The sequence below is a fragment of the Pelomonas sp. Root1444 genome (assembly GCF_001426885.1).
Taxonomy (GTDB): domain Bacteria; phylum Pseudomonadota; class Gammaproteobacteria; order Burkholderiales; family Burkholderiaceae_C; genus Pelomonas.
The window spans coordinates 1,235,065-1,261,270 of record NZ_LMFP01000028.1 but is presented as its reverse complement, the minus strand read 5'-3'; the positions used below and the strand labels follow the sequence as shown (position 1 = coordinate 1,261,270).

At 68.3% G+C, this 26,206-nt stretch carries 25 protein-coding genes and 1 tRNA gene; 4 read left to right on the top strand and 22 right to left on the bottom strand.

Going from position 1 to position 26,206, the window contains the following annotated elements; translation table 11 throughout:
- Nucleotides 1–49: 49 nt before the first annotated feature.
- The 10 genes from ASD35_RS27445 to ASD35_RS23280 all read right to left on the bottom strand — a co-directional run bounded on the left by ASD35_RS27445 (nucleotide 50) and on the right by ASD35_RS23280 (nucleotide 6,329).
- Nucleotides 50–274, bottom strand: coding sequence for a hypothetical protein (locus tag ASD35_RS27445; protein WP_157275724.1), 225 nt, complete (start codon nucleotides 272–274; stop codon nucleotides 50–52).
- The gene (locus tag ASD35_RS27440; protein ID WP_157275723.1) at nucleotides 271–1,383 is read right to left on the bottom strand and encodes a hypothetical protein; all 1,113 of its coding nucleotides are present in this window, start codon (nucleotides 1,381–1,383) and stop codon (nucleotides 271–273) included. The genes ASD35_RS27445 and ASD35_RS27440 overlap by 4 nt, the downstream gene beginning before the upstream one ends.
- 280 nt (nucleotides 1,384–1,663) lie before the next feature.
- On the bottom strand, nucleotides 1,664–2,263 hold the full coding sequence (locus tag ASD35_RS23300; protein ID WP_157275722.1) for a hypothetical protein: 600 nt from the start codon (nucleotides 2,261–2,263) through the stop codon (nucleotides 1,664–1,666).
- A gap of 75 nt (nucleotides 2,264–2,338) precedes the next feature.
- Entirely contained in the window at nucleotides 2,339–2,980 is a 642-nt protein-coding gene (locus ASD35_RS23295; protein ID WP_056877289.1) for a hypothetical protein, read from the bottom strand.
- 1 nt (nucleotide 2,981) lies between these two features.
- A complete protein-coding gene (locus ASD35_RS23290) occupies nucleotides 2,982–3,254 on the bottom strand; it encodes a hypothetical protein (protein ID WP_157275721.1) in 273 nt (90 codons plus the stop codon).
- Nucleotides 3,255–3,816: 562 nt separating this feature from the next.
- On the bottom strand, nucleotides 3,817–4,554 hold the full coding sequence (locus ASD35_RS26815) for a hypothetical protein (RefSeq protein WP_200956084.1): 738 nt from the start codon (nucleotides 4,552–4,554) through the stop codon (nucleotides 3,817–3,819).
- Between the two features lie 73 nt (nucleotides 4,555–4,627).
- On the bottom strand, nucleotides 4,628–4,777 hold the full coding sequence (locus tag ASD35_RS27435; protein ID WP_157275720.1) for a hypothetical protein: 150 nt from the start codon (nucleotides 4,775–4,777) through the stop codon (nucleotides 4,628–4,630).
- Nucleotides 4,778–4,884: 107 nt separating this feature from the next.
- Nucleotides 4,885–5,181, bottom strand: a complete 297-nt coding sequence (locus ASD35_RS23285; RefSeq protein ID WP_162254512.1) for a helix-turn-helix domain-containing protein — start codon at nucleotides 5,179–5,181, stop codon at nucleotides 4,885–4,887.
- 85 nt (nucleotides 5,182–5,266) lie between these two features.
- Entirely contained in the window at nucleotides 5,267–5,485 is a 219-nt protein-coding gene (locus ASD35_RS26810; RefSeq protein ID WP_082580376.1) for an AlpA family transcriptional regulator, read from the bottom strand.
- A 181-nt stretch (nucleotides 5,486–5,666) separates the two neighbouring features.
- On the bottom strand, nucleotides 5,667–6,329 hold the full coding sequence (locus tag ASD35_RS23280) for a hypothetical protein (RefSeq protein WP_056877286.1): 663 nt from the start codon (nucleotides 6,327–6,329) through the stop codon (nucleotides 5,667–5,669).
- 545 nt (nucleotides 6,330–6,874) lie between these two features.
- Here ASD35_RS23280 and ASD35_RS23275 point away from each other — a divergent pair.
- Nucleotides 6,875–7,546: a hypothetical protein gene (locus tag ASD35_RS23275; RefSeq protein ID WP_157275719.1), complete on the top strand. Its 672-nt coding sequence runs from the start codon at nucleotides 6,875–6,877 to the stop codon at nucleotides 7,544–7,546.
- Here ASD35_RS23275 and ASD35_RS23270 read toward each other — a convergent pair.
- Entirely contained in the window at nucleotides 7,533–8,774 is a 1,242-nt protein-coding gene (locus ASD35_RS23270) for an integrase arm-type DNA-binding domain-containing protein (protein WP_056877284.1), read from the bottom strand. The two genes, ASD35_RS23275 and ASD35_RS23270, sit on opposite strands and share 14 nt — an antisense overlap.
- 186 nt (nucleotides 8,775–8,960) lie before the next feature.
- Nucleotides 8,961–9,035: transfer RNA gene (locus ASD35_RS23265), tRNA-Arg, on the bottom strand.
- Between the two features lie 182 nt (nucleotides 9,036–9,217).
- On the opposite strand from ASD35_RS23265, the gene katG reads away from it, so the two are divergent.
- Nucleotides 9,218–11,425, top strand: a complete 2,208-nt coding sequence (katG, locus tag ASD35_RS23260; RefSeq protein WP_056877283.1) for a catalase/peroxidase HPI — start codon at nucleotides 9,218–9,220, stop codon at nucleotides 11,423–11,425.
- A gap of 57 nt (nucleotides 11,426–11,482) precedes the next feature.
- Nucleotides 11,483–11,833, top strand: coding sequence for a GFA family protein (locus ASD35_RS23255; protein ID WP_056877282.1), 351 nt, complete (start codon nucleotides 11,483–11,485; stop codon nucleotides 11,831–11,833).
- A gap of 13 nt (nucleotides 11,834–11,846) precedes the next feature.
- Here ASD35_RS23255 and ASD35_RS23250 read toward each other — a convergent pair whose 3' ends face one another.
- The 10 genes from ASD35_RS23250 to ASD35_RS23205 all read right to left on the bottom strand — a co-directional run bounded on the left by ASD35_RS23250 (nucleotide 11,847) and on the right by ASD35_RS23205 (nucleotide 25,415).
- Nucleotides 11,847–12,395, bottom strand: a complete 549-nt coding sequence (locus ASD35_RS23250) for a DUF6036 family nucleotidyltransferase (protein ID WP_056877281.1) — start codon at nucleotides 12,393–12,395, stop codon at nucleotides 11,847–11,849.
- Entirely contained in the window at nucleotides 12,392–13,060 is a 669-nt protein-coding gene (locus ASD35_RS23245) for a helix-turn-helix transcriptional regulator (RefSeq protein WP_056877280.1), read from the bottom strand. Before ASD35_RS23245 ends, ASD35_RS23250 begins: the two co-directional genes overlap by 4 nt.
- Nucleotides 13,061–13,110: 50 nt before the next feature.
- Nucleotides 13,111–17,034: a translocation/assembly module TamB domain-containing protein gene (locus ASD35_RS23240; protein WP_056877279.1), complete on the bottom strand. Its 3,924-nt coding sequence runs from the start codon at nucleotides 17,032–17,034 to the stop codon at nucleotides 13,111–13,113.
- The gene (locus ASD35_RS23235; protein ID WP_056877278.1) at nucleotides 17,031–18,839 is read right to left on the bottom strand and encodes an autotransporter assembly complex family protein; all 1,809 of its coding nucleotides are present in this window, start codon (nucleotides 18,837–18,839) and stop codon (nucleotides 17,031–17,033) included. The genes ASD35_RS23240 and ASD35_RS23235 overlap by 4 nt, the downstream gene beginning before the upstream one ends.
- Nucleotides 18,836–20,026: a VWA domain-containing protein gene (locus tag ASD35_RS23230; protein WP_056877277.1), complete on the bottom strand. Its 1,191-nt coding sequence runs from the start codon at nucleotides 20,024–20,026 to the stop codon at nucleotides 18,836–18,838. Before ASD35_RS23230 ends, ASD35_RS23235 begins: the two co-directional genes overlap by 4 nt.
- Nucleotides 20,027–20,115: 89 nt before the next feature.
- The gene (locus tag ASD35_RS23225; RefSeq protein WP_056877276.1) at nucleotides 20,116–21,738 is read right to left on the bottom strand and encodes a M28 family metallopeptidase; all 1,623 of its coding nucleotides are present in this window, start codon (nucleotides 21,736–21,738) and stop codon (nucleotides 20,116–20,118) included.
- 2 nt (nucleotides 21,739–21,740) lie between these two features.
- On the bottom strand, nucleotides 21,741–23,735 hold the full coding sequence (locus tag ASD35_RS23220) for a S9 family peptidase (RefSeq protein ID WP_056877275.1): 1,995 nt from the start codon (nucleotides 23,733–23,735) through the stop codon (nucleotides 21,741–21,743).
- The gene (locus tag ASD35_RS23215; RefSeq protein WP_369819235.1) at nucleotides 23,732–24,340 is read right to left on the bottom strand and encodes a GNAT family N-acetyltransferase; all 609 of its coding nucleotides are present in this window, start codon (nucleotides 24,338–24,340) and stop codon (nucleotides 23,732–23,734) included. Before ASD35_RS23215 ends, ASD35_RS23220 begins: the two co-directional genes overlap by 4 nt.
- Complete coding sequence (locus tag ASD35_RS23210) at nucleotides 24,337–24,561, bottom strand: hypothetical protein (RefSeq protein ID WP_056877274.1); 225 nt, start codon at nucleotides 24,559–24,561, stop codon at nucleotides 24,337–24,339. The genes ASD35_RS23215 and ASD35_RS23210 overlap by 4 nt, the downstream gene beginning before the upstream one ends.
- Complete coding sequence (locus tag ASD35_RS23205; protein WP_056877273.1) at nucleotides 24,561–25,415, bottom strand: MoxR family ATPase; 855 nt, start codon at nucleotides 25,413–25,415, stop codon at nucleotides 24,561–24,563. Before ASD35_RS23205 ends, ASD35_RS23210 begins: the two co-directional genes overlap by 1 nt.
- 99 nt (nucleotides 25,416–25,514) lie before the next feature.
- Here ASD35_RS23205 and ASD35_RS23200 point away from each other — a divergent pair, with 99 nt between their 5' ends.
- A complete protein-coding gene (locus ASD35_RS23200; RefSeq protein ID WP_056877272.1) occupies nucleotides 25,515–26,159 on the top strand; it encodes a cytochrome c in 645 nt (214 codons plus the stop codon).
- Nucleotides 26,160–26,206: the final 47 nt, after the last annotated feature.

The following is a 26,206-nucleotide window of genomic DNA, read 5'->3' as shown; positions in this document are numbered from 1 at the left end:
CGTTCCCCCATTTGTTCCCCCGGCGAAGCAGCGGTGGGCTGTAGTCGTATCAGTGCAGTCGGTCAGCCACACCGATGGCGCGACGCTCTGTCACGACTCGGTAGCCCTCAAACTGCCGCGGCACCGTCCCGGCGGCACGCCAATACGAAGGATCGACAAGAACCCGAATGAAAGGTCCGGACGCGTCAAAGAACGCCATGGTGTTGACCAGCCCTGGCGCATCCGAGAACCGCTTCTGTAGATGCCGTGCAGCATCCTCGACAGAGATGTTCATGCGTTGAGTCCTGACACTAGTTGTGCGCCCAGGGCGTCGAGAGTCGGACCAATGGGAAGAATCAGCGTCAATTTACCACCCGGGGCGCTTGCGTCGTTTAGCCCGGCAATAACGATGCCCACCGCATGACGGTTCCCGGCAACGTCGACCGTTGTGACCAGCGATCCCGAGTCGCCGCTATCGGAAAACAGTTCCCCCAGTCCCACGACAGCGAACACCGGGTCGAAGTACACACTCCCGGTGAAGTTGTACAACGGTGCTGAGTACGCCACGGGAAAAGCTCCGTTGAGCTGAGAGACAACAACACCCCGGGTGTGACCGGTCGTTCGCCCGACCTTCTCGACGTTCATGCCTCCTACTGGCATTTGCCAGGTGGCTGGAGTGTCATAGGCGGTCCCTTGCCAGGATGTCACCACGTCAGCGTCGATGATCTTGAAAAGCGCCGCGTCTCGGTTATCCATCGCCTGGATGTTGTCCACGGTGCCCGGCACCATGGGCAGCGCCCGCGCGTGTAGCCCCAAGGTGAAAGGGTTCAAGCTGTTTGGAAGGACGTCAAAGATGCCTGGAGCGACGATCGGGAGCCCTATAGGAGCGTGGCTGCAACTCGCCGAAACGTGGTTATTTGATAGACCGTAGATCTCCCCGGCTGCGTCCCTGACAAGGCAGCCGAGGGTGCCCGCGTCCCTGGCGTTTCCTACGGAGATCGACGACCCGCAGGCGAATACATCTCGGCCATGAACCTGGCTGTGGCGGATCGTGTAGGAAGGGCCTGCGAACGGTGCGGCGGGCTCGACCCCTCCGACCGGAGTTTGATGACCTTGCCTGTACCGAATCATCACGTCGTCAATTCGATTCGGCAATAGAGCCCGCAGCTTTCGACTAACTGGCAAGGCTCTGCGGGTAAAGACGTCAATCGCATGATCACCATCGCTGAATCCAACGGTGACGACGTGGCGCGTACGAAGCGCGTTCTTTCCGGCATCGGTTACCGGATCAATCTGCGCCGCAACGGCAGGTGCAAGGGGCGCGGGAAGTGAGCCAGTGAAGCCCATAAGACCCTCGAACATGGCCCATTGGCTAAACGCTTCTGCAGCTTGACGCGGCTCCATCTTCCACCCTGTCTTGTAAGTTTCTGTGTCGCATATCCTGACAGGCTCTAAGGTGGTGGCTTAACTGGTTTTCCCCGAGCTCATCAGCTCGGCAGTAGCCGCTGCCTCGTTACGCACTACGCGTCAGGCCAAGTCGATGCGCCGTCGGAAACTCCGGACAACCCGGCTGGCTCCCTGCGGGGATTGCGGGCTTTGACAACCTGCAGCCGTTGCGACTGTTGCGGAACTAGTCATGTGGCACGCATCGCGCGCGCGTACTGCGCAGCAATAGGCTTGCGGCTCACCAGCGCGTCAGGCCGCCGGGGAAGTGCTTGGCCACGAACGCCGCCAGGGCGTTGTCCCGCCGCTCCTCGCACTCGATGATGATCGCCGTCAGCCGGTCTCGCGTGGTCTGGTGCATCCCCTTGGGTCGCATCCACCCTTCGCCGCCCAGGCGCCGCTCCGCCTTTTGCTGTTTGCGCCAACTTCTGCCGACCTCGTCGTCGCTCTGGCTGCCGTAGGTCACCCGGCCGCAGTGCCGGCAGATGAAGCCAGCGGCGCTGCGCAGGAACAGCACACCCACGCGGCGCCGGCAGCGAGGGCAGGCGAACCAAGAGCGCGAGCCGCCGAAATTGCAGGCGGTCTGCAGCTCAGCGATGAACTGATGGACCGAGCGGCCGTCGACGGTGAAGTTCAGCGCCACCGCCTGGCCTTCGCCGCGATAGCCGATGCTCGCCGTCCGTTCGCCCGAGTCCGCGTTCCACCAGCTCCAGGTGCCGGTCCTTCCCGGACTGAACAGGCCTTCCCTTGCCCATCGGCCCGCCTCAATGCGCCGGCAGTGCTCAGCCTTGACGTGCGACGCCGGCCGGCCTGCGCCGCTTCTACTCCCGCCCTTGCCCATGTCTAGGCTTCTTCACTGAAACCGAAATCAATAAGCAAGTTTGATCAACTCGGAACGGCATAGGAGGGCCAGCTCTCACCCTCCATAGCCCCCGCCCGGCCCGTCGCCGAGTGATCGGGAACCCATCGCCGCAAGCTGGTTGATGGCGTTGCCCCAGATACCTCCTCGCGCGGCGTGATACCCCGCGTTGGCGTCACCTTGAGAAGTGATGAGGCTGGTTAGCGCGTTCGTCGTGGACGTGCCAGCGCTAGCCGTACCGCCAGTAGCCGTCTGGCCAAGTCCGGCGATGTTCTCCAGCCTTCGCAAACGCTCCTGCTTGCGTTGGTAGGCGGAGTTGTACCCGGTCGACGCGTAGTCAGTGCCGAAGCGCGTGGCGGCCTTGAGCGCAGCGCCTGAGACGCGCCCGCCGCCCGCAGCGATGCGCTGACCGAGCGCACGCTGCCCCTGCTGCATGCCGAACTGATAGCCAGGATCTGACATGACGTCAGCCGTCGTAGTCGGTTTGTCCATGTCCTCGACCAGCGTCGTCAACGCCGTCTTGCCAGCGTCGCGCCACGGAGCAAAGTCCTCGCGGGTCTGGTCGTATTGCCGGCGCTGCTCAGCCATCCCTGTGTCGGTCGCGGCCTGCTGAGCGTTCACAGCCTTTTTAGCTGCGCTGCTTTGAACGGCGCTGGACGCCAGAGTGCCAACTGCCATGATTGCGGCGCCCCACGGCATCTCAGCCCCCCTTCAACGACGTGCCGAGCGCCGTCAAGAGGCGGCTTCGCATGTTGGCTGTCTCATCATGAGCGACGGGGTTCAAGTCGCCACCTACGCTTCTGGCGTAGGCCTCTTCGATGCGATGTTCAGCGAGACCAGCAAAGTCCTTGTTGCTGGCGAAGTGTTCGAGCAGGGCAAGCACGGCGGCCTCCAGCATCGCGACGGCGCCGCCATGCGCGGAGACCGTCTCGGCCATGACCTTCAGTGTTTCTTCAACTCGCTCAGTGTCCATTTCGACTCCAGGTGGTGGTTGTCATACGGCAAGCGTGGCCTGCGCGAACCCCTCGACTTCTGACCGGCGATACATCTGCCGACCGTCGACGCGAACGGGACGCAGGCCGAGGGCTCCGCCGGTGCGGACTGCTGCGCGCGCGGCCTCCTCAAGCAGATGATGCGCAGCCTCACGGGGCGTGAGAAGTTGGGCGCGATCTTCAGTGGGAGAAGTTGGCTTCATAGCAGTCGGCGTTAGGTGTCATTGAACGGCACGCGCATCAAGGAAAGTAGATTCCCGGTGAAATAGCGGTCGTGTAGACGCTCATCCCCTCAGCTTCCCGGCTTCTTGCTGGCAAGGTCGGTCGGGAGCTTCCACCGGTAACGCGAGCCCGCCGGGAGTGACGGGGGCCGCCATGGCTGTGCAAGGATGGCCGCCGCTCCGGTGATGACCAAAAGGTCAATCAAGTTTTGCCGGTTGCGCCCGGGACAAAGTTCTTCCCCAATCTCCAATGCGGCGAGTGCCGCTGGGCCGGGGCACCAATCGATTCGCGGGCCCTTTGTGATCTTGGGCATCTGCAGGCTCACTCGTGGCGGGCAGTCTTGTTGCGCCGGTTCTTGATGGCGCCCAGGCCGGCCGCCACCAGCGCGCAGGCCGTCTGCTTGGCCAACTGGGGCCGAGGTTCTGGCGTGGGGTCGAACTCACCCGTCACCGGGTTAAACAGTCGCGCGTCCATCTCGCCGTCGCGCTCGCGGGTGTTCTCGGGCTCGCCGTCGCTGTCGTCATCGGCCCTGTCCCCTTGCTCAGCATCCGCGTTGAACTCACCTGCAGATGGTGTCTCTAGATGGTGTCCGCCAGACGGAACAGGGAGAGGGGTCAAAACAGGGCTGATAGTTCCGTCAGACGGACAAGGGGTGGGGGTCTCTGTTCCGTGAGACGGACCTATGGAAGCCTTCCCTATTCCGTGAGACGGACTAAGGACCGCGTTTTTTGACGGGGCCTGGACGCGATATGCGCCGCGCACGAAGGTCGCCGCCGCACCTGGGTCATACCCCGGGTGCCGGTCGAGCGTCTGCCAAGTCACGGCGAACCAGCTCGCGCGGTTTGGTCGATGGCCTTGGACCGTCTGATGGATCAGCCCGGCATCCATTAGCTCGCGCTTGGCCCGGTCGATGACATCGGCCGATTTCCAGCCACGAAGGGCCAGGTGCGCGCGGCTGCACAGCAATCGGCCATTGTTGTCGGAGACGAACTGGCGGGCGATGTCCAACAGCAGCGACCGTGCGGTGTGGCTCAGCCGCAGGTAGGCGGGACTGTCCATCACGGACCATGGCAGCGCGATGAACGCTCCCGGGTCGCGTCCCGAGTTGCCCTTGCGGCCACCGCCCCGCCCGTTAGCCATGACCGACCCAGTTGGCGGGAGCGCCGCCGAGTTGGGCCAGCACGCCGGCCGCGTCCTCCACCGTGGCGACGGGGCGGCAGTAGCCCCAGCGCTCCACCAGCAACGTCGAATCGGCGAGCTGATGCAGGGCATAGCCGCGCAACGCGAACAGGGCCTGGAGCGTGGCGAGCTGCTTTGACTGAGGCGGCTGTCCAGCGCAAGGCGCTGACGGGCCAGGTCCAGTGTGCGCCTCGGCGGTTGCGAACTGGCTCACGACGCACCCCGCACCCAAAGGTAGTCGGCCACGCGATGCTGATCGCCGCCCTCGTACTCGATGACAGTCCACAGCGTCTGGATTTCATGCCCCTCCTCGCGCAGCTCTTGGACCCGCGCGGCGGGGTGCAGGATGTCGAGGCCTGCACGCGCCTCAGCAGTTGAGATGCGGCGAATCTGCTCGAAGGCGGTTTGAAGCCGCTGCCGCTGCGTCGATGCGCTGATGCCGGCGACGTTGGCGCGGATCTTCTGCAGGGCGGCCAGTTTCTCGGGGTCGAGACGGTGATTGGTCATCGTCATTCCCCTTGCGTCTGAATCCAGGCGTCGCACTTCAGCAGCTTCAAGTGTGCGCAGCTCTCGGGGCGCTTGGGAGTGCAGCTCATTGCGCAGCCCCTCTCAAGGCCATCCAAGCTCGGATGTCTTCCACCCGCCAAGCAGTAACCCGCTCAGATAGTTTGACTGGCCTCGGGAACTCGCCCGTTTTGACCTTTCGCCACAGCGTGGCGCTGCTGAATGGGACCAGTGTCGGGACTAATTGCGCTTGGCGAACGTAGCCCGTCGCGGGCAATTCGCCATAGGGGCGGGGTGCTTGTGCCATGTCGTTATCCCAAATGGGAGGTAATGAGACGGCACGACTCTCGACGGCTAGCCTCGAAGTGTCTTGGCTAGATGTTGGCCGGATGTTGGCTTCGGCCTTTTTAAGTTGTTGGGCGCCGAGCCTCTCAGTCCCTCACGGAAACGGGTTCACGGTGATCAGCCTAGGCGCGGCGGTGCGATTGTCAGGCGTGGGCGTGTTGGCTGGCGAGCGCCGGTGTCAGGCCTTGACCGCCAGCGGCCAGGCAGAGGTAGCTTGGCTGGCAGTCGTCCCGCGTCAGGTTGAACGGGCGGCAGAAGAACGTGTGCTCATGCCCCTTGAGCTGGATCACGTAGCCGTACATGTAGCTGATGCGCTGTCCTGTCGCTTTGACGTAGGGGCCGTCATCGGCCCGAACCGAGTACAGGCGATAGCCCTCAATGATCTTTGCTTCCCGTCCATACTCGTCCTCGTTGTCAAAGTACAGGCATTCGTCGCCGACGGCGAATCGTGCGGTTGAGCCGTCGAGACGCCGCTTCAGCTCCTCGATGCCCGGGTCATCCCACAGGCCTCGACGCTCCGCGCGCTGCAGTTCGGTGGCAAGGTTTCGAGCGAGGCAGCCGTAGGCCATCGGCAAGCCGCGCGGGAGTTCGCGGTCCAATTGCATCGCCCGAGCGTCGTCGAGCAGCTTCTGCGCCTCGTCGATTGCCACGACATAGACGCCGGTTGCGCCGTTGACGATGCGAAACGCGTGGTCCAGCCGAAGCGCTGGGAAGACATTGCGGCGCTTGTACTCGCGCTCCAGCACGGGAGAGATGCGGACTTCAACGCCTTCACCCGCGTCGTCGTGGTAGCTGGGCTTAGGCATCACTCGCCCTCCCGGCCAACCGTTGCAGCGGCGGTTACCGCCAGCCGTGGCAGCCCTCCCGCCGAGTCGTGGGGATGGTTCGCCGGCCTGCGTGCAGCAGCACCGGCTACAGTCTTCGTAGCCATGATCACCTCTCCTGTAGGTGGGTTGTGGTCAGGGCTTGCTCGGTGTTCCACCACCTTGCAGGCCCGCTTTGTCTCAGAACCGCTGAGGCGCCGGTCGTCTATCTCTCGGGCTCCTTCGCCTTGTCGATGCGATCCCGCACCCACTCTGGCCCCCCCAGGCGCCGCAGCTTGTCCTTTTGCGGTTCGGTCATGCGGATCGTTACAGGCACTGTTGGCGTGCCTTCTGAAAGAGCCGGACGACCACGGCGCACAAGAGGTTTGGGCTTTATCACCATCGGAATAATGTAGGCGTTTAATAGCCGAGTTACAACGTGCGCACGGTAGGACTAACCCGCCAATAGGTGTCACACGATCACAAGCGCCGTTCGGCAAGAATGCGCGGCCTGCAAGGGGTGTGGGCTGGAGCCGCCTTCTATGCCCATGGACCCGTTCCAGGCTTTCGCCATTCAACGCCGCGCTGACTTTCGACGGATCGCCCGCCAGACCGAAGGCGAGCACACAGCCGAGGACGTAGAGAACCAGGCCTGGCTTATCGCCGCGAGCATTGCGGCGAAGCGCGGCTATGCAGTCAATTTCAGCCTCCGCATCGACCAGGAGCTGGTTCTTGCCTGGCTCCACAACGAGCTGGTCAAGTACGCCGACAAGCAAGTCCGCTACGCAGTCAAGCTGGACAGGGACTGGGACACCGACGATGCGGCTGAGAGAGCCGACAGTCTGGCCCATCTCTTGGCAGCGCCGGCCATCACCGACCCGGCGGTACAACTGCTCCAGCGCGAGGAGGTCTCAAGCTTTCTGGTGCTGGCCCGACACAGCTACTCCCAGGCAGCCGCATACGGAATCCTCCTCGACCGGTTCAACCACGATCCGACCGAACTGGCGACGTACCTATGCATCGTGACCAGCACGTTGTACGACCGCCTCCGCTGGTGCACCGCGTGGATCGAGTGGCAATCGAGCCTTTTCGACGGCATCCAGGTGGTCCCCTTCGACTTTGAGCCAACGAAGGCGCGCCTACTGCGTCCGAGGCTGCACTCAGCCGAACCGGTCGCTGATGCTCAGCTCGCTTGGCCGTTCTCGTTCATGCTGCCTTGAACTCGATCACCTTGGCGCCGGCCTTGAGCTGGTCCAGATAGTCCGCCCATGCCTTCATCAGCGCCCGGCGCTGCTCCATGAACTCGGCACGGTCATAGGCCATGCCCAGCGGGCCGGCCTTGCCGTGCGCCAACTGGGCCTCGATGACGTCGGGCGACACGCCGGGCAGCCGCTCGACGATGAGCGTGCGGGCCATGGCGCGAAAGCCGTGGGCGCTCATCTGCTCGCGGGCGAAGCCCATGCCCAGCAGAGCGCCCGCAATGGTGTTCTCGCTCATGCAGCGGCCTTCGCCCCGATTGCTGGGAAACACGAAGCGCCCGTGGCCGGTGAGCGACTGCACGTCCTTCAGTAGCTCGACCGCACGCGGCGCCAGCGGCACGAAGTGCGGCCGGCCGTTGATCTTGCCGGCCTTGACACGCTTCATCGAGTCGGCAGGGATCGTCAGCATGGCGGCGTCCAGGTCGATCCAGGCCCACTCCATGGCCCGGACATTGCCAGGCCGCTGGAAGATCAGCGCCGACAGCTCCAACGCGGCGCGCGTCGCCGGCTGGCCGGCGTAGCCCTCGATGGCGCGCAGCAGCTCGCCGACGCGAACCGGCTCGACCAGGGCCGCAGCGTGGCGCACTGTGTGGTGCTTGAACGCGCCTTTCAGGTCAGCGGCCGGATTGGCGATGGTCTTGCCGGACTGGATGCCGTAGCGGAACACCTGGCCGGCGAACTCGCACAGGTCGCGCACCAGCTGCGTCGCGCCGCGCGCCTCAACACGGCGCAGCGTCGACAGCAGCACCGGCGCCGTGACCTCGGCCAGGGGCAGGCTGCCGACCCATGGGAACAGATCCTTCTCGCAGCAGCGCAGCCACTGCCTGGCGTGCGTGGCGCTCCAGCCCTCGGCCTTGGCTGCGTGGTACTCACGGGCGACGGCCTCAAAGGTGACGGCTGCTGATGCCGTTTTGATCGCCTTTGCGATCTGGCGCGCCTGGACCGGATCAGCGCCTTGCTCGCGTGTCTTGCGGGCGGCGTCGCGCCCGTCGCGGGCTTCCTTGAGGCTGACGGCCGGGTAGCTCCCCAGCGCCAGCCGCTTCTCCTTGCCGCCGAACCGGTACTTCGCGAACCAGCGCTTCGAGCCGTTGGCGGCCACCTCCAGGTAAAGGCCGCCTGAATCTGCAAAACGGGCGCGCGGCTTGTTGGCGGGGCAGGTGGCGTTGCGGCAGGCGCGGTCAGTGAGCATGGAACGTCCTTGGGGGAACAAGCGGCCCCGAGGAGGGGGGTAGATGCGCTCTGTTCCCCTGAATGTTCCCCCTGTTCCCCCGCGCTGTAAAGCGCCATCGTGCGACGACGTGACATGAAAAAGCGCCCAGAACCTCGATGGATGCTGGGCGCTTGATGTGATTTGAGTTCTTGTGCAACTCTGAGATGGTCCCTCCGGCGGGAATCGAACCCACATTTGCCGCTTAGGAGGCGGCCGTTCTATCCATTGAACTACGGAGAGCAGCGCAGCGCCGGGCGTGGCGCCCCGCGAGGGCGCGAATTCTCGCATGTCATGCCGGCATCGCGAGGGGCACGGGGCGACAGCATTTCTGGCTATCGCTGCCATTGGGAGGATTGCTTTGCCCGTCGAAGGAGGCCACTTCTAGACTGCCCTGGCACTGCGGACAACCATTGGAGGCAACGATGTCCACCGAATCCAGATGCCCGTTCACGGGCAGCACGGGCAACCCCCACAAGCACACCTCGGCCGGCAGCAAGGGCAACCGCGACTGGTGGCCCAACCAGCTGAACGTGGCCATCCTGCACCAGCACTCGCCGCGCGCCAACCCGATGGGCGCGGCCTTCAACTACACAGATGCGTTCAAGTCGCTCGACCTCGATGCCGTCATCCACGACCTGCATGCGCTGATGACCGACTCGCAGGACTGGTGGCCGGCGGACTACGGCCACTACGGCCCCTTCTTCATCCGCATGGCCTGGCATGCCGCCGGCACCTACCGCACGGCCGACGGCCGCGGCGGCGCGGGCACCGGCGCACAGCGCTTCGCGCCGCTGAACAGCTGGCCCGACAACGGCAACCTCGACAAGGCGCGCCGGCTGCTGTGGCCCATCAAGCAGAAGTACGGCAGCAAGATCTCCTGGGCCGACCTGATCGTGCTGACCGGCAACGTCGCGCTCGAATCGATGGGCTTCAAGACCTTCGGTTTCGCAGGCGGCCGTGCCGACATCTGGGAGCCCGAGGTCGACATCTACTGGGGCCCCGAGAGCACCTGGCTGGGCGACGAGCGCTACAGCGGCGAGCGCGAACTCGCCAACCCGCTGGCCGCCGTGCAGATGGGGCTGATCTACGTGAACCCCGAAGGCCCCAACGGCAACCCGGACCCGCTCGCCTCGGCGCGCGACATCCGCGCCACCTTCGCCCGCATGGCGATGGACGACGAGGAGACGGTGGCGCTGGTGGCTGGCGGCCACACCTTCGGCAAGGCGCATGGCGCGGGCGATCCCAAGCACGTCGGCCCCGAGCCCGAGGGCGCGGACATCATCGAGCAGGGCCTGGGCTGGTCCAGCAGCTACGAGACGGGCGTCGCGGGTCATGTCATCACCAGCGGCCTGGAGGGCGCCTGGAAGCCCAACCCGACGACGTGGGACAACGGCTACTTCGAGACGCTGTTCGGCTTCGAGTGGGAGCTGACCAAGAGCCCCGCCGGCGCCCACCAATGGCGGCCCAAGGACGGCGCGGGGGCCGACGCGGTCGTGGACGCACACGACCCGAGCAAGCGCCATGCGCCGATGATGTCCACCGCCGACCTGGCGCTGCGCATGGACCCGGCCTACGAGAAGATCTCGCGCCGCTTCCTCCAGAACCCGCAGCAGTTCGCCGACGCCTTCGCGCGTGCCTGGTTCAAGCTGACCCACCGCGACATGGGCCCGATCGCGCGCTACCTCGGCCCGCTGGTACCCCAGGAAGAGCTGCTCTGGCAGGACCGCGTGCCGGCGGTCGACCATCCGCTGGTGGACGACCAGGACGTGGCCGCGCTGAAGGCGCAGGTGCTGGCGTCCGGCTTGAGCATCCCGGAGCTGGTCTCCACCGCCTGGGCCTCGGCCTCGACCTTCCGCGGCAGTGACAAGCGCGGCGGCGCCAACGGCGCGCGCATCCGCCTGGCGCCGCAGAAGGACTGGGCCGTCAACGAGCCGGCGCGGCTGGCCAAGGTGCTCGCCAAGCTCGAAGCCGTCCAGCAGGACTTCAACGGTACGCAGGCCGGCGGCAAGAAGGTCTCGCTGGCCGACCTCATCGTGCTGGCCGGCGGCGCCGCCATCGAAGCCGCCGCCAAGCAGGCCGGCGCGGACATCCAGGTGCCCTTCGCACCGGGCCGCACGGACGCGTCGCAGGCGCAGACCGACGTCGAGGCCTTCGCCGTGCTGGAACCGGTGGCCGACGGCTTCCGCAATTACCTCAAGCCGGGCGTGGACGGCGCCGTCGCCGCCGAGCTGCTGCTGGACAAGGCCCACCTGCTCAACCTCAGCGCGCCGGAGATGACGGCGCTGATCGGCGGGCTGCGCGTGCTGGACACCAACTTCGGGCAATCCAGCCTGGGCGTGCTGACGACCCGACCCGGCGCGTTGACGCAGGACTTCTTCGTCAACCTGCTGGACATGCGCACCAAGTGGCGCCGCTCCGAGAGCCAACCCGAGGTCATCGAAGGCTGCGACCGCGGCACCGGTCAGGTGAAGTGGACGGCCAGCGTGGTGGACCTGGTGTTCGGCTCCAACTCGCAGCTGCGCGCGATCGCCGAAGCGCTGGGTGCCAGCGACGCGAACGCGGCCTTCCTGCGCGACTTCGTCGCCGCCTGGGTCAAGGTGATGAACGCCGACCGCTACGACCTGCGTTGAAGGGGGAGGGGACGGGCGCCAGAATGCCCGTCTCCCAGCTTCATCCAGGACGCTTCAATGACCACCCATCAAGGCAGCTGCCACTGCGGCCGCGTGACGTTCGAAGTCGATGGCGAGATCGACTCGGCGCTCTCCTGCAACTGCTCCATCTGCCAGCGCAAGGGCTCGCTGCTGTGGTTCGTGCCGCGCACCAGCCTGCGCCTGTCGACGCCCGAGAGCGACCTGGCCAGCTACACCTTCAACAAGCATGTCATCCAGCACCGCTTCTGCCCCACCTGCGGCATCCACCCGTACGGCGAGGGCAAGGCGCCCAATGGCGACGCGATGGCGGCGGTCAACATCCGCTGCATCGAGGGCATCGACCTGGCGGCGGTGCCGGTGCATCACTTCGACGGTCGGTCAAAGTAAGGAAGTCAGGCGCTCAGGGCGCTGGGCCGGTTGCAGCGGCCTTGGCCCAGCGGGTGATGGCTGCACGCAGGCGGCGCCTGGCTGCGTCATCGAGCGGCATGCCGGCCAGCCGGGCCAGCGCGTCGTCCGCCAGCACGTGGCCGTGTTGCAGCAGCGCGATGCAGAACGCCCGGTCCTTGTCGCGGCCCGCGGCCGCCTTGGACAGGAAGAGGTCGGTCAGGTCCAGGCAATAGCCCACGCGGCCCTCGGTCGCGGCGGTCTGCACGCGGTGAACGCGTTGCAACCAGCCTTCGGGCAGGATGGCCGTCTCGGGGCCGACGCCTTGGGCGTAGTAGCCGTAGGTTTCGTGGAACGACGAACCTTCGCCCAGTGCGCCGTCGATCATGTCGGCGAGGTCCGGCGCCGCCAGCGGGTAGATGTCGGCTTCGGCGGACATCGTGAAGACGGCGGCGGGATTCGGAATGGCCCCCAGGATGGACTGGCTGCCGACGATGACGAACTCGTACTGATCCGTGACCGCGGCGCTGGCGCGGATCAGATGCTCAAGTTCGTCGCGCGTCATCGTGGCTCCGCCGCTGCGCCGAGGGCGACGCCGTCCTTCAGAAGGCGCACCTCGGCAAGCACACGCTCGCGCGCGGCAGCGGGCAACACGGTGGTCAAGGGCGAGGCCTGCCGCAACTCCTGGGCGCGCCGCGTGCGGCCCAGCACCTTGCGCCAGCTTTGCCGTTGCAGGATGTCCTGCCACTCCCGCCACAGGCTCGCGCTGCGCGAGGGCGCGGCGTCCAGCCAGCGCGATAGCGTTGCCCTGGCCTGATCCAGCAGCTCGGGCTGAGCGCGCACGAGGCGCACCGCTTCTTCGTGCAGCGCCAGGCTTTGCAGATCTTGCACGTCGTGGCGCGATGCATCGGCCATGACGTTGACCTGCACGACGGGCCGCGCGCGAAGGGAGCGCGCCGCAGCCGACGTCGCCGGCGCGGGCTGCAGGGCATCCCCTGCCAGCAATGCCAGTTCGCCGCTGATGCCGAGCACCGACATGACGCGCAGATAGGTGCCCAGGGACGGCCCCGGGTCGCCAGCCTCGATCGCCGCCAACGTCGTCCGGGAGATGCCCACGCGCCGCGCCATCTCGACGGCGCTCAGCTTCTGGGCCTTGCGCAGCCGCTGCAGCCGCTCGCCGAACTGCAGCAGCAGCTGGCGCTCAAGCACGCTGGTGCGGGTTTCGTTCATTTGTTCAGAATTCTAGTCAACTGCGGTTGAATTGACCATTTTTATGAACATCAATCCCACTTCCACTGCCAGATCAGGTCGAGCGCGTTGTCATCGCCGCCCTGGGCGCGAAGCGTGAAGCGCTGGGCTATGCGGTAGATGAGTTGCCACGAGCCCGTCGTCGCGTTCAGGCTGCGCTCATAGCCCACGTACCAGCGCCGCGAGATCTGTTTGCCGAGGCGGACGATGGTGGACTTGGTGTCGTCGTCGCTCTGCGACAGCGACAGCTCGTCCAGCCCCAGCTGGCGCAGCGCCTTGCCGGTGGCGCCTTCGCCTTCGCCGCTGAGCAGGGCGACGGCGGCGCGTTGCAGCAGCGCCGTGTCGGTGCGGCCCAGGCCATCGGGCTCGCGGCCGAGCAGCAGCCAGGAGAGCTTGTCGGTGTCGCTCATGTCCGGCTCGGAGTACAGGCTGACGCGCGGCGCCAGCGCCGTGCCGCCGACATGCACGCCGACGAGGATGTCGAGGTTGGGCCGCACGGCCAGGAGGTCCAGCGCGGGGTTGTCCAGCGAACCGGTAAAGCTGATGTCGCCGCGCTCGATGTCCAGCTTCTGGCCGTAGGCCGCGTACTGGCCGCCGTCGGCGTCGAGCTTGCCGGTCACGCGCAGCGGGCCATTGTCCTTTTGCGTGATCTGCAGCTGGCCGCGCAGCGTCGTCGCCAGGCCGCGGCCGCGCACCTTGAAGTCACGGCCGAAGTCCAGAGCGACATTGACCGCCGTGTTGCGCACGGCCTTCGGCGCGGGTGGCGCGGCCGGCCCGGCACTGCGCGCACCGCGCACCACGGTCACGTCGTCGCCCAGCGTCGGCGCGTCGGCGCGTGTGAAGTCGAACAGGCCCTCGTCGGCGCGCAGCTTGCCGGCCAGCTGCAGGCCCTTGTCGTCGAGGTCCAGCGTGGCGTCGCCGCTGGCGACGATGCGGCGGTCCACGCGTGACAGCACGCGCAGCTTGTCGGCCTTCATCTCGATGTGGGCGGTGGGCTTGCCACCGAACTCGGCCCGGCCCGTGGCACGCAGCCAGCCGTCGCCGCCGCGCGCCTCCAGCTTCGTCAGCTCGGCTCGCTGGCCGTTGAGCGCCAGCGTGAAGCGGCCCTCGGTGAAGTCCACGCCATAGAGCAGATGGCGCAGCGCCAGGCCGTCGCCGTCCACCGTGCCGACGAGGTCGGGGGCCCCGGCGCGCCCGGCCAGCTGCACCGTGGCGCCGACGCGCCCGGCCAGGCGCCAGCCCGCGGGCACCCAGCTGCCCCAGTTGCCGAGCTGGGCGACATTGGCCTGCAGCACCCCCTGCACCGGCGTCTGCGCGTTGGGCCACAGCCCCGTGGGCCGCAGCGCCAGCGCGCCGCCGAAGCTGCCCAGCTCGCTGCCGGCCAGGCCCTGCGCAAACTGCCAGAGACCGTCGCGCACGTTGACCGCCAGGCGCAGGTCGGTCAGGCCCAGCGGGCGCGAGCCGAACTCGTCGGTCACGCGCAGGTCGCCGCTCTTGCGTTCGATCAGCAGCTCTGCCGTCAGCCGCTCGTTGAACAGCACGTTGGCGTGGCCGGTCACGCGCAGGTCGCCGCTCCAGCCGAAGTCGGGCTGCCAGCGCGCCAGCAGCGGCGCGGCCGCCAGGTCCTCGAGCTGCAGCTGCGCGCGCATCTCGGGCTTGTCGCCGCCTTGCCAGCTCAGCGCCTGCCAGCGCACGAAGGCGCCGCCCACTTCGGCGCGGCCGGGTTCGGCGACGACGCGCAGCCCCGGCCCCACCTTCAGCGCCACGCCGCTGGCGGCCAGCACGGCGGGCGTGTTGGGCCGCAGCGGCGCCACGTCCAGCCTGGCGATGCGGCCGGCCCAGGCCTGGCCGTCCCAGCCGCCTTGCGCCTGGAGGGTGGCGCCGATGTTCAGGTCTTGCTCCGGCGCGGGCCGCGCGCGGCCGGCGAGCTGGGCCTTGACCTCGTGCGCGCTGCGCCGGCCCTGCAGGTCGACCTTGGCGGTCTTGATGTCGGCACGCGGATGGCGCACGCCGCTCGCCTCCAGCGCGAGGGTGAGCGGCCCGTCGCCGTCGGCGCCCGGCAGCGGCAGGGCCCAGCGGCCGCGCGCATTGGCGAGCGTCGCGCCTTGGGCGCTCACCGCGGTGAGGGCGAGTCGGCCGCTGCCGCCGATGCGCCAGGGTGACGACGCGGCCTTGCCGCGAGCCAGCTGCACCTCGCCCTCGCCCTCGGCCTGGCCGGCCACGGCGCCCTGGTCGAACAGCGCCAGCAGCGGGTTCAGCTCGGCCAGCCTGGGCGCCTGCAGTTTCCATTGCGCCGTGACGGCCGTCGTGCGCGCCTCGCCCCTGGCCTCGGCCCGGTTGCTGCCCAGCCGCGCGTCGGCGTCGAAGGCCGCGGCGTCCGTCGCGCGTGCGCGCTTGACGCTGAACTGCCCTTGCAGCGGCAGCCCGCCGAATTGGCTGGGCAGCAGCTTGGCGTCGGCCGTGCCGGTGGCGTTGTCCGGGCCGCTGCCGCGCACGTCCAGCCGCGCGTCGGCGTTGAGCTTCGTGGCCGGCAACCGGGCCCAGGCCGAGCCGGGTTCGCCGCGCCACAGCAGGCGCGGGTCGAACTGGCGCAGCTTGGCATCCAGCTTGGCGGCGACGTTCTTGGCGCCTGCCTCGACGCGGCCGCTGGCCTGCAGTTCGGCGTCGCCACTGGTCAGCCGTGCTTCCTCGATCTGCCAGCTGCTGCCCTGGTCGTGCAGGCGGCCTTGTGCGCGCGCCTGCATGCGCAGCGGGCGCTCCTGCAGCGTGCCGCGCAAGTCCAGCCTGGCGGCCAAGGGCTGGCCCGCGCCGCCGCCCGCGAGGGTGAGCGGGCCGTCCAGCCGCGCCGGCGTGGCGCGGGCGTCCAGCGCCTCGGGGCGCAGGCCTTGAACGCGGGCCTCCAGCTGCCAGCGGCCATCGGCCTCGCGCTGGCCCTTGCCCTGCACGCGGCCGCCGCCGTTCAGTTCGGCGTCCAGCGCCGTCAGGCGCAGGCTGGTGAGCTGGTCGGGCCGGCCGGCCAGCGCGAGGGCCAGGCGCTTGACGGGCAGGGCGCCCTGGTCCCAGCGGCCGGCCGCGTCGTTGCGCAGGTCGGCCTGCAGCGTGGCCTCGGCATCGCGGGCCGGTGCATCAAGCTTGGCCGTGCCGGTCAGCGCCGTGCGCGGCAAGCCGGGGGCGAGGGCGGCCAGCGCCGCGAGGTCGAACCTGTCGGCCTGCAGGTTCAATCTGTTGAGCGGCCACGGCGCGAAGGGCTGGATCTCGCCTTGGGCCTTCAGCGTCTGCTTGGCCGCCTCCAGCTCGGCCTTGGCGGCCAGCTTGGCCAGCGGCCCGCGCGCGGCGGCCACGGCCAGCCAGGGCAGGTCGGTGGCCTCGTTCTGCTGCACCGACAGCCTGGCCTCGGTCTGCATGGGCGCGGCGCTCTCGACCGTGGCCTCGCCGGCCAGCAGCAGGTGCTGCCAACGCGCGCCGGTCAACTTGACGTGGTGCGTGCCGCGGCGCGGCAGGTTGACCTCGGCGACGAGGTTCTGCAGCGGCGCCTGGGTCGGCGACCAGCTCAGGCTGGCGATGTGCATCTTGGCGATGCGCACGCCCAGCGGCAGCGACAGGTCGGGCGGCACGACGGTGGGCGCAGTGCTGGGCTGCGTGCGGATGAGCACCTCGTCGACCGACAGCGTGGACGCCAGCAGCACGCCCTGGCTGGGGCTCACGCCCAGGCCCGACCAGCGCAGGCCGCGCAGCTCGGCCGTGCCGCCGGCCCAGGTGAGCAGCAGGCGCCTGGCGCGGAAGTCGCCCATCAGCGAGCCCTCGGGCGCCTCGATCTGCACGCCGGGCAGGTGGGCCATCAGCCAGGCGCCACCGGACGGCCGTTGCAGCAGCCAGGCGATGAAGGCCGCGGCCGCGACGACGAGCGCCGTCACTGCGATCAGGACGTTACGCAGGATGCGCAGGGAGCGTCTCACAGCGTGATCCCGACGCTAAAGTGGAGCCGCCACTTGCCGGTCTCCTGCGCCCGCGCGAAGTCCACGCGCAGCGGGCCGACCGGGCTGCGCCAGCGCACGCCGGCGCCATAGCCGACGACGGGGCGGAAGTCCTGCCAGCGCGAGGCCGCGTTGCCGGCGTCGACGAAGACGGCGCCCCACAGGCTGGGGAAGCTGGCGAGGATGGGCCGCGCCACCTCGACGCTGCCGGTCGCCATCACGCGGCCGCCGACCGTCAACCCGTCGCGGACCGGCCCGAGGCTGCGATAGGCATAGCCGCGCACGGATTCGTCGCCGCCGGCCAGGAACAGCAGCTTCTCCGGCACGCCCACCTGCTCGCGCGCCACGACCTGGGCCACCTCGGCGCGCGCTGAGCCGAACCAGCCGCCGAAGGGCTTGTAGACGCCCAGCTTGAACTGCATGCGGCCGAACGGCCCGCTGTCTTCACTGCCGCCGCCGCGCGCGTAGCCCAGGCCCACGAGGGCGAGCGCCTGATGGCCGTCGGTGGGCAGCAGGTTGCTGTCCAGGCGGCGGCGTATCCACTGCTGGTTGACGGAGACGGCGAGGTTGGTGTGGACCTCGCTGCCGGCCGTCTCACGCGCGCGCAGCAGCTCGACATAGCTCAGCCGCTCGTCCTGCGCGGCCTCGTAGAGCCGGCCCAGGCGCAGGCCGAGGTTCTGCGCGATGGTGTCGCCACTGCGGTCCTGCTCGAACTGCAGCGACGCGAGGTTGCGCTTCAGGTCGGGCTGGGGGTGGGAGCTGAGCTCCAGCTCCAGGCCGCGCAGGTCGCGGCTGAGCTGCACCTTGGAGCGCGCCCGCACGGGCAGGTCGAAGGGCCGGCGGTGCAGGTGCTCCACGCTGATGCTCTGGCCGTTGTTGGCGTGGTAGCCGACGGCGACCGTGGCCTGCTGCAGCGACGACTCGGTCAGCGTGACCAGCACGGGGCTGCTGCCGTCGGCCTCGACCGTCTCCGGCTGCAGCTGTACGCGCACCGCGTCGAACAGCTGGGTCTTGGCCAGGCGTTCCTGGAAGTCGGCCAGCTGCTGCTCGGTGTAGGCGTCGCCGCGGCTGAAGCCGGTCAGGCGCTCGACGGACTCGCGCGTCTGGCGCTTCAGGCCCTCGATGCGCAGCGCGCCGAACTTGGCGCGGTTGCCGCTGGCCACGACGAGGCGCAGCTCGGCCGTCTGCGTGTCGGGGTCGACGCGGGCGTTGGTCTCGGCCCAGCGCGCCAGCGGGTAGCCGCCGGCGCGGGCGCGCAGCAGCAGGTCGTTCTTGCCGCTGGCCCATTGCGCCTGCGTGAAGGTATCGCCCTCGCGCAGCGGCCAGGCGCGGCGCAGGCTCTCGCGCAGCGCCTTGGCGTCGTCTTCGGCCATGCCTTCCTGGAAGTCGATGGCGACGCTGGCCACGCGCGTGCGCGGCCCGGGCGTGACATGCAGGCGCACCTCCGACGCATTGCCCGGATCGCGCTCGACGGTGGCCGTGGCGTTGAAATAGCCCTCGGTCTCCAGCAGCGTCTGGGCCTGTGCCGGCGCAGCCGCGGCCAGGCGGGCCAGCTCGACGCGACTCAGCGCCGCCTCGCTGGCACGGTAGCGGGCGATGTCCAGGTGCTGGGCCAGCAGGTTGCGCAGGCGGTTGTCGCGCGTGTCGTCGTCGACGCGGATGTCCAGGCTGTAGACGGCGGGCGCATCGGCCGGCACGTCGGGGACGGGGACGGGCGGCGGTGTCGGCGCCTTCGTGGCGCAGCCACCCAGTGCCGCCGCGAGCAGCAGCGCAAGCAGGCGCTTCATTTGCTGAGCAGCCGCATCGCGCCTTCAAGGCCGGAGAGCGTCAGCGGGAACATGCGCTGCTGCACCAGCTGCTGGATCAACGCGATGCTCTGCCGGTACTGCCAGACGCCCTGGGGCTCGGGGTTGATCCAGGCGTACTTGGGGAAGGCGTGGGTGAGCCGCTGGATCCATTCCGCGCCGGGCTCGTCGTTGTTGTATTCGACGCTGCCGCCGGCCTGCAGGATCTCGTAGGGGCTCATCGTCGCGTCGCCGACGAAGATCAGCTTGTAGTCGCGGTTGTACTTGCGGATCAGGTCGAAGGTGTTGAGCTTCTCTGCAAAGCGGCGGCGGTTGTTCTTCCAGACGAAGTCGTAGACGCAGTTGTGGAAGTAATAGAACTCCAGGTGCTTGAACTCGGTCTTGGCGGCGCTGAAGAGTTCTTCCACGCGATGCACGTGCTCGTCCATCGTGCCGCCCACGTCCATCAGCAGCAGCACCTTGACCTTGTTGTGGCGCTCGGGCTGCATGCGGATGTCGAGCATGCCGGCATTCGCCGCGGTGCCGTGGATGGTGCCGTCCAGGTCCAGCTCCAGCTCCGAGCCCTCGCGCGCAAAGCGGCGCAGGCGGCGCAGCGCCACCTTGATGTTGCGCGTGCCGAGTTCCAGCGAGTCGTCGTAGTCACGGTAGGCGCGCTGTTCCCAGACCTTGACCGCGCTCTTGTTGCCGCCTGAGCCGCCGATGCGGATGCCTTGCGGGTTGTAGCCCGAGTTGCCGAAGGGGCTGGTGCCGCCGGTGCCTATCCAGCGGTTGCCGCCTTCATGGCGCTCCTTTTGCTCCTCGAAGCGCTTCTTGAGCGTCTCCATCAGCTCGTCCCAGCCCATCTTCTCGATGGCGGCTTTCTGCTCGGGCGTGAGCTGCAGCTCGAGGTTCTTCTTCAGCCACTCCAGCGGCACCTCGGCCGTGAAGTCGGTCAGCATCTCGACGCCCTTGAAGTAGGCGGCGAAGGCGCGGTCGAACTTGTCGAACTGGGTCTCGTCCTTGACGAGGCTGGTGCGGGCCAGGTGATAGAAGTCGTCGATGCTGGCCACGCCGCCGTTGTCGGGGCCGCCGATGACGCCGGCCTGCAGCGCCTCCAGCAGCGTCAGGTACTCGGGCACGGTCACCTTGAGCTTGGCGGCGCGCAGCGTGTAGAAAAACTGGATCAGCATGGGCGCGTCATGGGCGTACTGCGGGGGCGAAACGATTATGCAGGTGCTGCCTGCGTGTCCATGTAGGCGGCGAGGCGTTCCGCGGGCGATCAGCCGCCGGGCCGGCCGTACAGGTCGCCGAAGAAGCTGCCCGGCAGCCAGCGCGGCCGTTCGGGCTGCTGGCCCAGCTCGGTCAGCAGTTCCGATTGCAGCGTCGCGAAGCGCTGCATGGCACGCCAGTGGAAGGGCTGGGCGAGGTCGTCGCCGGGCTGGTGGTAGCGCTGGCGGCGGAAGTCGCGCATCAGCGCGTTGCCGTCCTCGCCGGCGTCGAAGGAGGCGCCGCCCGGCCCGAGGATGACGGCCGGGATGCCCTGCCGCACGAAGCTGTACTGGTCGGAGCGCGTGAAGCGGCTCTGCTCGGGCTGGGGGTCGGGCGCCGTCTGCAGGCCGAGCCGGCCCGCGGCGCGGCCCACCGCAGCCCCCAGCGTGGAGTGCTCCGCCCCGAGCGCGACGACCTCCTTGAAGTCGTGCAGCAGGATGGGCATGTCGATGTTGACCGCCGCTGCCAGCGCCGCCGCCGGTACGGGCGGGTGGCGGGCGAAATAGGTCGAGCCCAGATAGCCCTTCTCCTCGCCGGTGAGCGCCACGAAGAGCACCGAGCGATCCAGCGGCGCGGGCCTGGGCGCCTGCAGTCGCGCCACCTCGATCAGCGTGGCGATGCCCACGGCGTTGTCCATCGCGCCAGGGTAGACGACGTCACCGTGCTTGCCGAGATGGTCCAGATGGGCGCTCAGCACGATGAACTCGCGCTTGAGCCGCGGGTGGCGGCCCTCGATGAGGCCCCCGACGTTGTGGCTGCACGCTTGGCCGTGGACACTGTCGCGCACCAGGCGCGCGTCCAGGCCCAGGGCGCCGTGCGGCAGCGGCCGGCCGGCTTCGACGTCGGCCACCAGTTCGGCGTAGCCGCGGCCGAGGCCGACCAGCAGCCTGGGCGCGGCCTGCACGCTGACCGTCGCCACCGCCAGCATGCCGGGGACCTCGCTGCCGCCGCGGCCATCGGTGGCCTGCCAGTCCATGGCCGTGCTGTCCGCGTACTGCCGCGCCAGGTGGAAGGGCGCGACGATCTCGCTGCGCGGCGTGGCCAGCGTGACGAGGCCGATGGCGCCGTGGCGCGCCGCCAGCTCCTGCTTGGTGCGGGCATTGCCGAAGTGGGCGCCTTCCTCGTTCGGCATGCCCGGCGGCCGGCCCGACAGCACGACGACGATGCGGCCCTTGACGTCCAGCCCGGCGTAGTCGTCCAGGCCGAAGCGTGGCGCCGTGATGCCGTAGCCGGCGAAGACGAGCGGCGCGCTGACGTCGCTGTGCGTGGACCGCATGTCGGCGCGGGTGCTGAACTCGTCGAGCCAGGCCAGGCGCTCCCAGCGGCCATCGCGGCACAGCTCGAACACGGGCGACGGTGCGGCCAGCCGGCTGGTCTTCAACGGCACCGCCTGCGCGTAGCTGCCGCCGTCACCCAGCGGCTTCAGGCCGAGCTGCGCGAACTGGCTGGCCACGTAAGCGGCGGCAAGGTCGAAGCCGCGCGTGCCGGTTTCGCGGCCTTCGAGCAAGGGGTCCGCAAGGAAGCGCAGATGGGCCTGCAGCCGCGCCAGGTCGGCGCGCGCCGGCTCGGCGCGCGCGAACGAGGGCAGGGCCGCGGATGCGGCGAGCGCTTGCAGCAGGTGGCGGCGCTGCATCGTCAGCGCGCAGGGCCTTTGACGACGTGCTTGTCCAGCCAGGCGAAGAATTCGCCATACCAGAGCCGGCTGTTGTGCGGCTTCAGGATCCAGTGGTTCTCATCGGGGAACCACACCAGGCGCGACGGCACGCCCAGCGATTTCAGCGTGTTGTAGTAGGCCAGGCCCTGCGCGTCGGGCACGCGGTAGTCCAGCGCGCCGTGCATGACGAGGGTGGGCGTCGTGAAGTGGCGGGCGAAGGCGTGCGGGCTCTGCGCGGCGACCTTCTGCGGGTCGTCCCAGTAGGCGGCGCCCAGCTCCTTGCGGTGCCAGCTGTAGGCGTCGTCGGCGTACATGGCCTGCCAGTCGTAGCAGCCGGCGTGGCAGACATAGGCCTGGTAGCGGCCGGGCGCCACGTGGCCGTTCATCCACGCGACCATGTAGCCGCCGTAGCTGCCGCCGGTGGCGACGATGCGCTTGCCGTCGACCCAGCGCTGTTTCAGCAGCCAGTCCGTGCCGGCCTCGACATCCTGCAGCTCGTACTCGCCCCAGCGGCCGGTGATGCAGTCCAGGAACTCGTGACCGAAGCTGGAGGAGCCGTGGTAGTTGACGCAGGCGACCACGTAGCCCTGCGCTGCGAAGGCCTGGTGGTTCCAGCGCCAATGCCAACTGTCGCCGAAGGCGGTGTGCGGGCCGCCGTGGATCACATGCATGACTGCGTGCTTCTTCTTGGCGTCGAAGCCGGGCGGGTAGGTCAGCCACATCTGCACGGCGTCGCCGCGCGCGCCGGTGATCGTCACTTCCTCGTGGCGGCCGAAGGCGTGGGCGGCAAGGCGCTCGTCGTTCAGCGCCTCGATGCGGCGCACGGCCTCGCCGTCCAGCACCGACAGCCGCGGCGGGAACTGCATGCCGTCGTGGTTGACGACAGTGAAGCCCGACGCCTGCGCGAAGCTGCCGACGTGGCCACCTTCGAAGACGATGTCGGCCTGGCGGTCGCCGAGCGCGAACTGCCACAGGTGCCGGCGGCCGCGGTCCTCGGCGGCGAACAGCACATGCTGGTCGTCCTCGGCCCAGTGCAGCGGCGCGGCCACTTCATGGTCCCAGTCGCCGCTGAACACGGCCCAGTGGCCGCGCTGGTCCAGCACGGCCAGGCGATCCGGCTGGTTGTGGCCCAGCGCCTGGTGGCTGGCCAGGAAGGCGAGGTGGGCGCCGGAATGGCTGTAGCGCGGCGCGGCGAAATGCCAGTCCGCATCCTGCAGCAGCGTGTCGACGCGGCGCGTCCGCACGTCGACCTCGGCCAGCGCGAAGCGGCCGTCCAGCTTCTTCTCGGCGCCGGGGTCGAAGGCGAAGGCGATGCGCCGGCCGTCGGGCGCGATGTCGAAGGTGTTGGCATCCGGCTCGGCGCGGTTCAGCTCCCAGGCGGTGCCCTCGAACAGGTCGCGCGCCTTGCCGGTGGCCACATCCATCACATGCAGGTGCGGCACGCGGCCCATGGGGATGTGATGGTCCCAGAAGCGGTAGAGGGCCTCGTCCGTCACGTAGGCCGTTTCCTTGCGGGCCTTGAAGTCCTTCAGCGCCTCGGCCTGCGCCGCGGCCTTGCGGTCGGGCCACACCCAGGACACGAAGGCGATGCGGCGGCCGTCGGGGAACCACTTGAAGGCCTCGACGCCGGTCGGCACGCTGCCCACGCGCCGTGCCTCGCCACCGTCCGGGGCGATGACGTAGAGCTGGGCCTCGTCGTCCTTGACGCCGGCCTGCTCACGCTTGGCCGTGAAGGCGATCAGGTCGCCGCGCGGGCTCCACTGCGGGTTGCCGTCCTTCTCGCCCGCCTCGGTCAGGCGCCGCGGCGCGCCGCCCAGCGTCGAGAACAGCCACAGGCTGCTCTGCGCCTTGTTGTTCGCCATCGAGTGGCGGGTGACGCCGGCCACGGCCTGGGCGCCGTCGGGGCTGAGGCTGGGTTCGCCGATGCGATCCAAGGCCCAGAGTGCATCAACATCAAAGGCCTTGGCTTTGCTCATGGTCTCTGTCGGATCAGTTGCCAATTCAGGTGGGCCTTGACCTCGGGCCACTCGCCGACGGTCAGGCTGTACATCACGGTGTCACGCACCGTGCCGTCGCGGCGCAGCGCGTGGTGGCGCAGCACGCCGTCGCGCTTGGCGCCCAGGCGCTCGATGGCGCGCTGCGACGCGTGGTTGAAGTTGTCGGTGCGCCAGCCGACGAGTTGGGCGCCCAGCGTCTCGAACGCGTGCGTCAGCAGCAGCAGCTTGGCCGTCGTGTTGACGGCACTGCGCTGCACGCGCTGGGCATACCAGGTGTAGCCGATCTCGACGCGAGCTATTGAACTGACGATGTCGTGATAGCTGGTCGAGCCCAGCACCTCGCCGCTCGCGGCGTCCAGCACCACGAAGGGCAGGCGGTGGCCGGCGGCCTGGCCCGCCAGCGCGGTCTCGACATAGGTGCGTGTCTCGGCGGGCGCGGGCACGCTGGTGAAGCGCAGGTTCCACAGCTCGCCGTCGGCGGCGGCAGCCTGCAGGCCGGGCACATGGTCGAGGGACAGGGGCTCGAGGCGGATGGGCCCGGCGCTGAGGGTGACGGGCTCGATCGGACGCAGTGCCTGGCTCAAGGCTTGTCCTTCAGCATCAGCCGGCGTGCCACCCAGCGCCCGACGCCGCAGCCGACGACGATGAGCACCAGGGCGCCCATCTGCTGCACGTTCCAGTCGTCGCTGGCGATGAAGTCGATGCCGAACTGCCGGCCCAGCCACCAGCCCGCGAGGGCGCCGCCGACGAAGCCGATGGCATCGGCCAGTCCTTCGCGCATCGCGCGGTCGAAATCCTGTGCCATCAGCGGTTGTTCTTCTGCATGAACACGAGCTTCTCGAACAGGGTCAGGTCCTGTTCGTTCTTCAGCAGCGCGCCCACCAGCGGCGGGATGCTGACCTTCTCGTCCTTGGACTGCAGCGCATCAACGGGCACGTCTTCGGCGACCAGCAGCTTGAGCCAGTCGATCAGCTCCGACGTGCTGGGCTTTTTCTTCAGGCCCGGCAGGTTGCGCACGTCGTAGAAGTTCTTCAGCGCCGCGGTCAGCAGGTCCTTCTTGAGCGTCGGGAAGTGCACGTCGACGATCTTCTGCATCGTCGCGGCGTCGGGGAACTTGATGTAGTGGAAGAAACAGCGGCGCAGGAAGGCGTCGGGCAGTTCCTTCTCGTTGTTGCTGGTGATGAACACCAGCGGCCGGTGCCTGGCCTTGATGAGCTGCCGCGTCTCGTAGACGTAGAACTCCATGCGGTCGATCTCGCGCAGCAGGTCGTTCGGGAACTCGATGTCGGCCTTGTCGATCTCGTCGATCAGCAGCACGACGGGCTGGTCTGCCTCGAAGGCCTGCCACAGCACGCCCTTGACGATGTAGTTCTCGATGTGGCGCACGCGGTCGCTGCCCTCGATGCCGGCGAGCTGGCTGTCGCGCAGCCGGCTGACGGCGTCGTATTCGTACAGGCCCTGCTGCGCCTTGGTCGTGCTCTTGATGTGCCATTGCAGCAGCGGCATGCCCAGCGCACTGGCGACCTCTTCGGCCAGCATGGTCTTGCCGGTGCCGGGCTCGCCCTTAATGAGCAGCGGGCGCTGCAGCTTGGCCGCGGCATTGACCGCGAGCATCAGGTCGGCCGTGGCGACGTACTGGTCGGAACCTGCAAATTTCATGGGGAAAACCGGGGCAAAACCCGGACTGAAAGGGGGCCAGGCCAGTATAGGAGGCCTCCTATAATCGCCGCCGCTCAAGACACGACACCCCTCGGGACCATGAAAAAACTGCTGCAGATCTCGCTCGCCCTGGCCACGGCCTTCGGTGCTTTCAGCGCCCAGGCCCAGGATGTGAAAGCCGGCGAGAAGAAGATTGCGATGTGCATCGGCTGCCACGGCATCGTGGGCTACCAGGCCAGCTTCCCCGAGATCCACAAGGTGCCGATGATCTCCGGCCAGAACGCCAAGTACATCGTCGCTGCGCTGCAGGCCTATGCCAAGGGCGACCGCAAGCACCCGACGATGCACGGCATCGCCGCCTCGCTGACCGAGCAGGACATGGCCGACGTGGCCGCCTTCTACGAGCAGCAGGCCAAGTTGCCCGCCGTGCCCGAGAGCGTGCCAGCGGCCCCGGCCAACGTGGCCGAGCTGCTCACCAAGGGCGCCTGCGTGTCCTGCCACGGCGCCAACTTCAGCAAGCCCATCGACCCGAGCTACCCCAAGATCGCCGGCCAGCATGCGGACTACCTGACCGTCGCATTGAAGTCCTACAAGACCGAGCGCAACAACAACGTGGGCCGTTCCAACGGCGTCATGGCGGGCCAGGTCAAGCAGTTCAGCAACGCCGAGCTGAAGGCCATCGCCAAGTACATCAGCACGCTGCCGTCCGAACTGGCCACCGTGCCGCAACCCAAGTTCCGCTGATCCCGGCCCCGCGCTGACGACAAGCCGCCTTCGAGGCGGCTTTTTGT

Bases quoted from the DNA above. Each gene is read 5' to 3' on its own strand.
- ASD35_RS26810 (WP_082580376.1), bottom strand. From the start codon at position 5,485: ATGGCACAAGCACCCCGCCCCTATGGCGAATTGCCCGCGACGGGCTAC.
- katG (WP_056877283.1), top strand. From the start codon at position 9,218: ATGTCCACCGAATCCAGATGCCCGTTCACGGGCAGCACGGGCAACCCC.
- ASD35_RS23275 (WP_157275719.1), top strand. From the start codon at position 6,875: ATGGACCCGTTCCAGGCTTTCGCCATTCAACGCCGCGCTGACTTTCGA.
- ASD35_RS23280 (WP_056877286.1), bottom strand. From the start codon at position 6,329: ATGCCTAAGCCCAGCTACCACGACGACGCGGGTGAAGGCGTTGAAGTC.
- ASD35_RS23220 (WP_056877275.1), bottom strand. From the start codon at position 23,735: ATGAGCAAAGCCAAGGCCTTTGATGTTGATGCACTCTGGGCCTTGGAT.
- ASD35_RS23255 (WP_056877282.1), top strand. From the start codon at position 11,483: ATGACCACCCATCAAGGCAGCTGCCACTGCGGCCGCGTGACGTTCGAA.
- ASD35_RS23200 (WP_056877272.1), top strand. From the start codon at position 25,515: ATGAAAAAACTGCTGCAGATCTCGCTCGCCCTGGCCACGGCCTTCGGT.
- ASD35_RS23210 (WP_056877274.1), bottom strand. From the start codon at position 24,561: ATGGCACAGGATTTCGACCGCGCGATGCGCGAAGGACTGGCCGATGCC.
- ASD35_RS23235 (WP_056877278.1), bottom strand. From the start codon at position 18,839: ATGAAGCGCCTGCTTGCGCTGCTGCTCGCGGCGGCACTGGGTGGCTGC.
- ASD35_RS23245 (WP_056877280.1), bottom strand. From the start codon at position 13,060: ATGAACGAAACCCGCACCAGCGTGCTTGAGCGCCAGCTGCTGCTGCAG.
- ASD35_RS23295 (WP_056877289.1), bottom strand. From the start codon at position 2,980: ATGCCGTGGGGCGCCGCAATCATGGCAGTTGGCACTCTGGCGTCCAGC.
- ASD35_RS23225 (WP_056877276.1), bottom strand. From the start codon at position 21,738: ATGCAGCGCCGCCACCTGCTGCAAGCGCTCGCCGCATCCGCGGCCCTG.
- ASD35_RS27445 (WP_157275724.1), bottom strand. From the start codon at position 274: ATGAACATCTCTGTCGAGGATGCTGCACGGCATCTACAGAAGCGGTTC.
- ASD35_RS23205 (WP_056877273.1), bottom strand. From the start codon at position 25,415: ATGAAATTTGCAGGTTCCGACCAGTACGTCGCCACGGCCGACCTGATG.
- ASD35_RS23270 (WP_056877284.1), bottom strand. From the start codon at position 8,774: ATGCTCACTGACCGCGCCTGCCGCAACGCCACCTGCCCCGCCAACAAG.
- ASD35_RS27440 (WP_157275723.1), bottom strand. From the start codon at position 1,383: ATGGAGCCGCGTCAAGCTGCAGAAGCGTTTAGCCAATGGGCCATGTTC.
- ASD35_RS23290 (WP_157275721.1), bottom strand. From the start codon at position 3,254: ATGGACACTGAGCGAGTTGAAGAAACACTGAAGGTCATGGCCGAGACG.
- ASD35_RS23250 (WP_056877281.1), bottom strand. From the start codon at position 12,395: ATGACGCGCGACGAACTTGAGCATCTGATCCGCGCCAGCGCCGCGGTC.
- ASD35_RS23285 (WP_162254512.1), bottom strand. From the start codon at position 5,181: ATGACCAATCACCGTCTCGACCCCGAGAAACTGGCCGCCCTGCAGAAG.
- ASD35_RS23300 (WP_157275722.1), bottom strand. From the start codon at position 2,263: ATGGGCAAGGGCGGGAGTAGAAGCGGCGCAGGCCGGCCGGCGTCGCAC.
- ASD35_RS23230 (WP_056877277.1), bottom strand. From the start codon at position 20,026: ATGCTGATCCAGTTTTTCTACACGCTGCGCGCCGCCAAGCTCAAGGTG.
- ASD35_RS26815 (WP_200956084.1), bottom strand. From the start codon at position 4,554: ATGGACAGTCCCGCCTACCTGCGGCTGAGCCACACCGCACGGTCGCTG.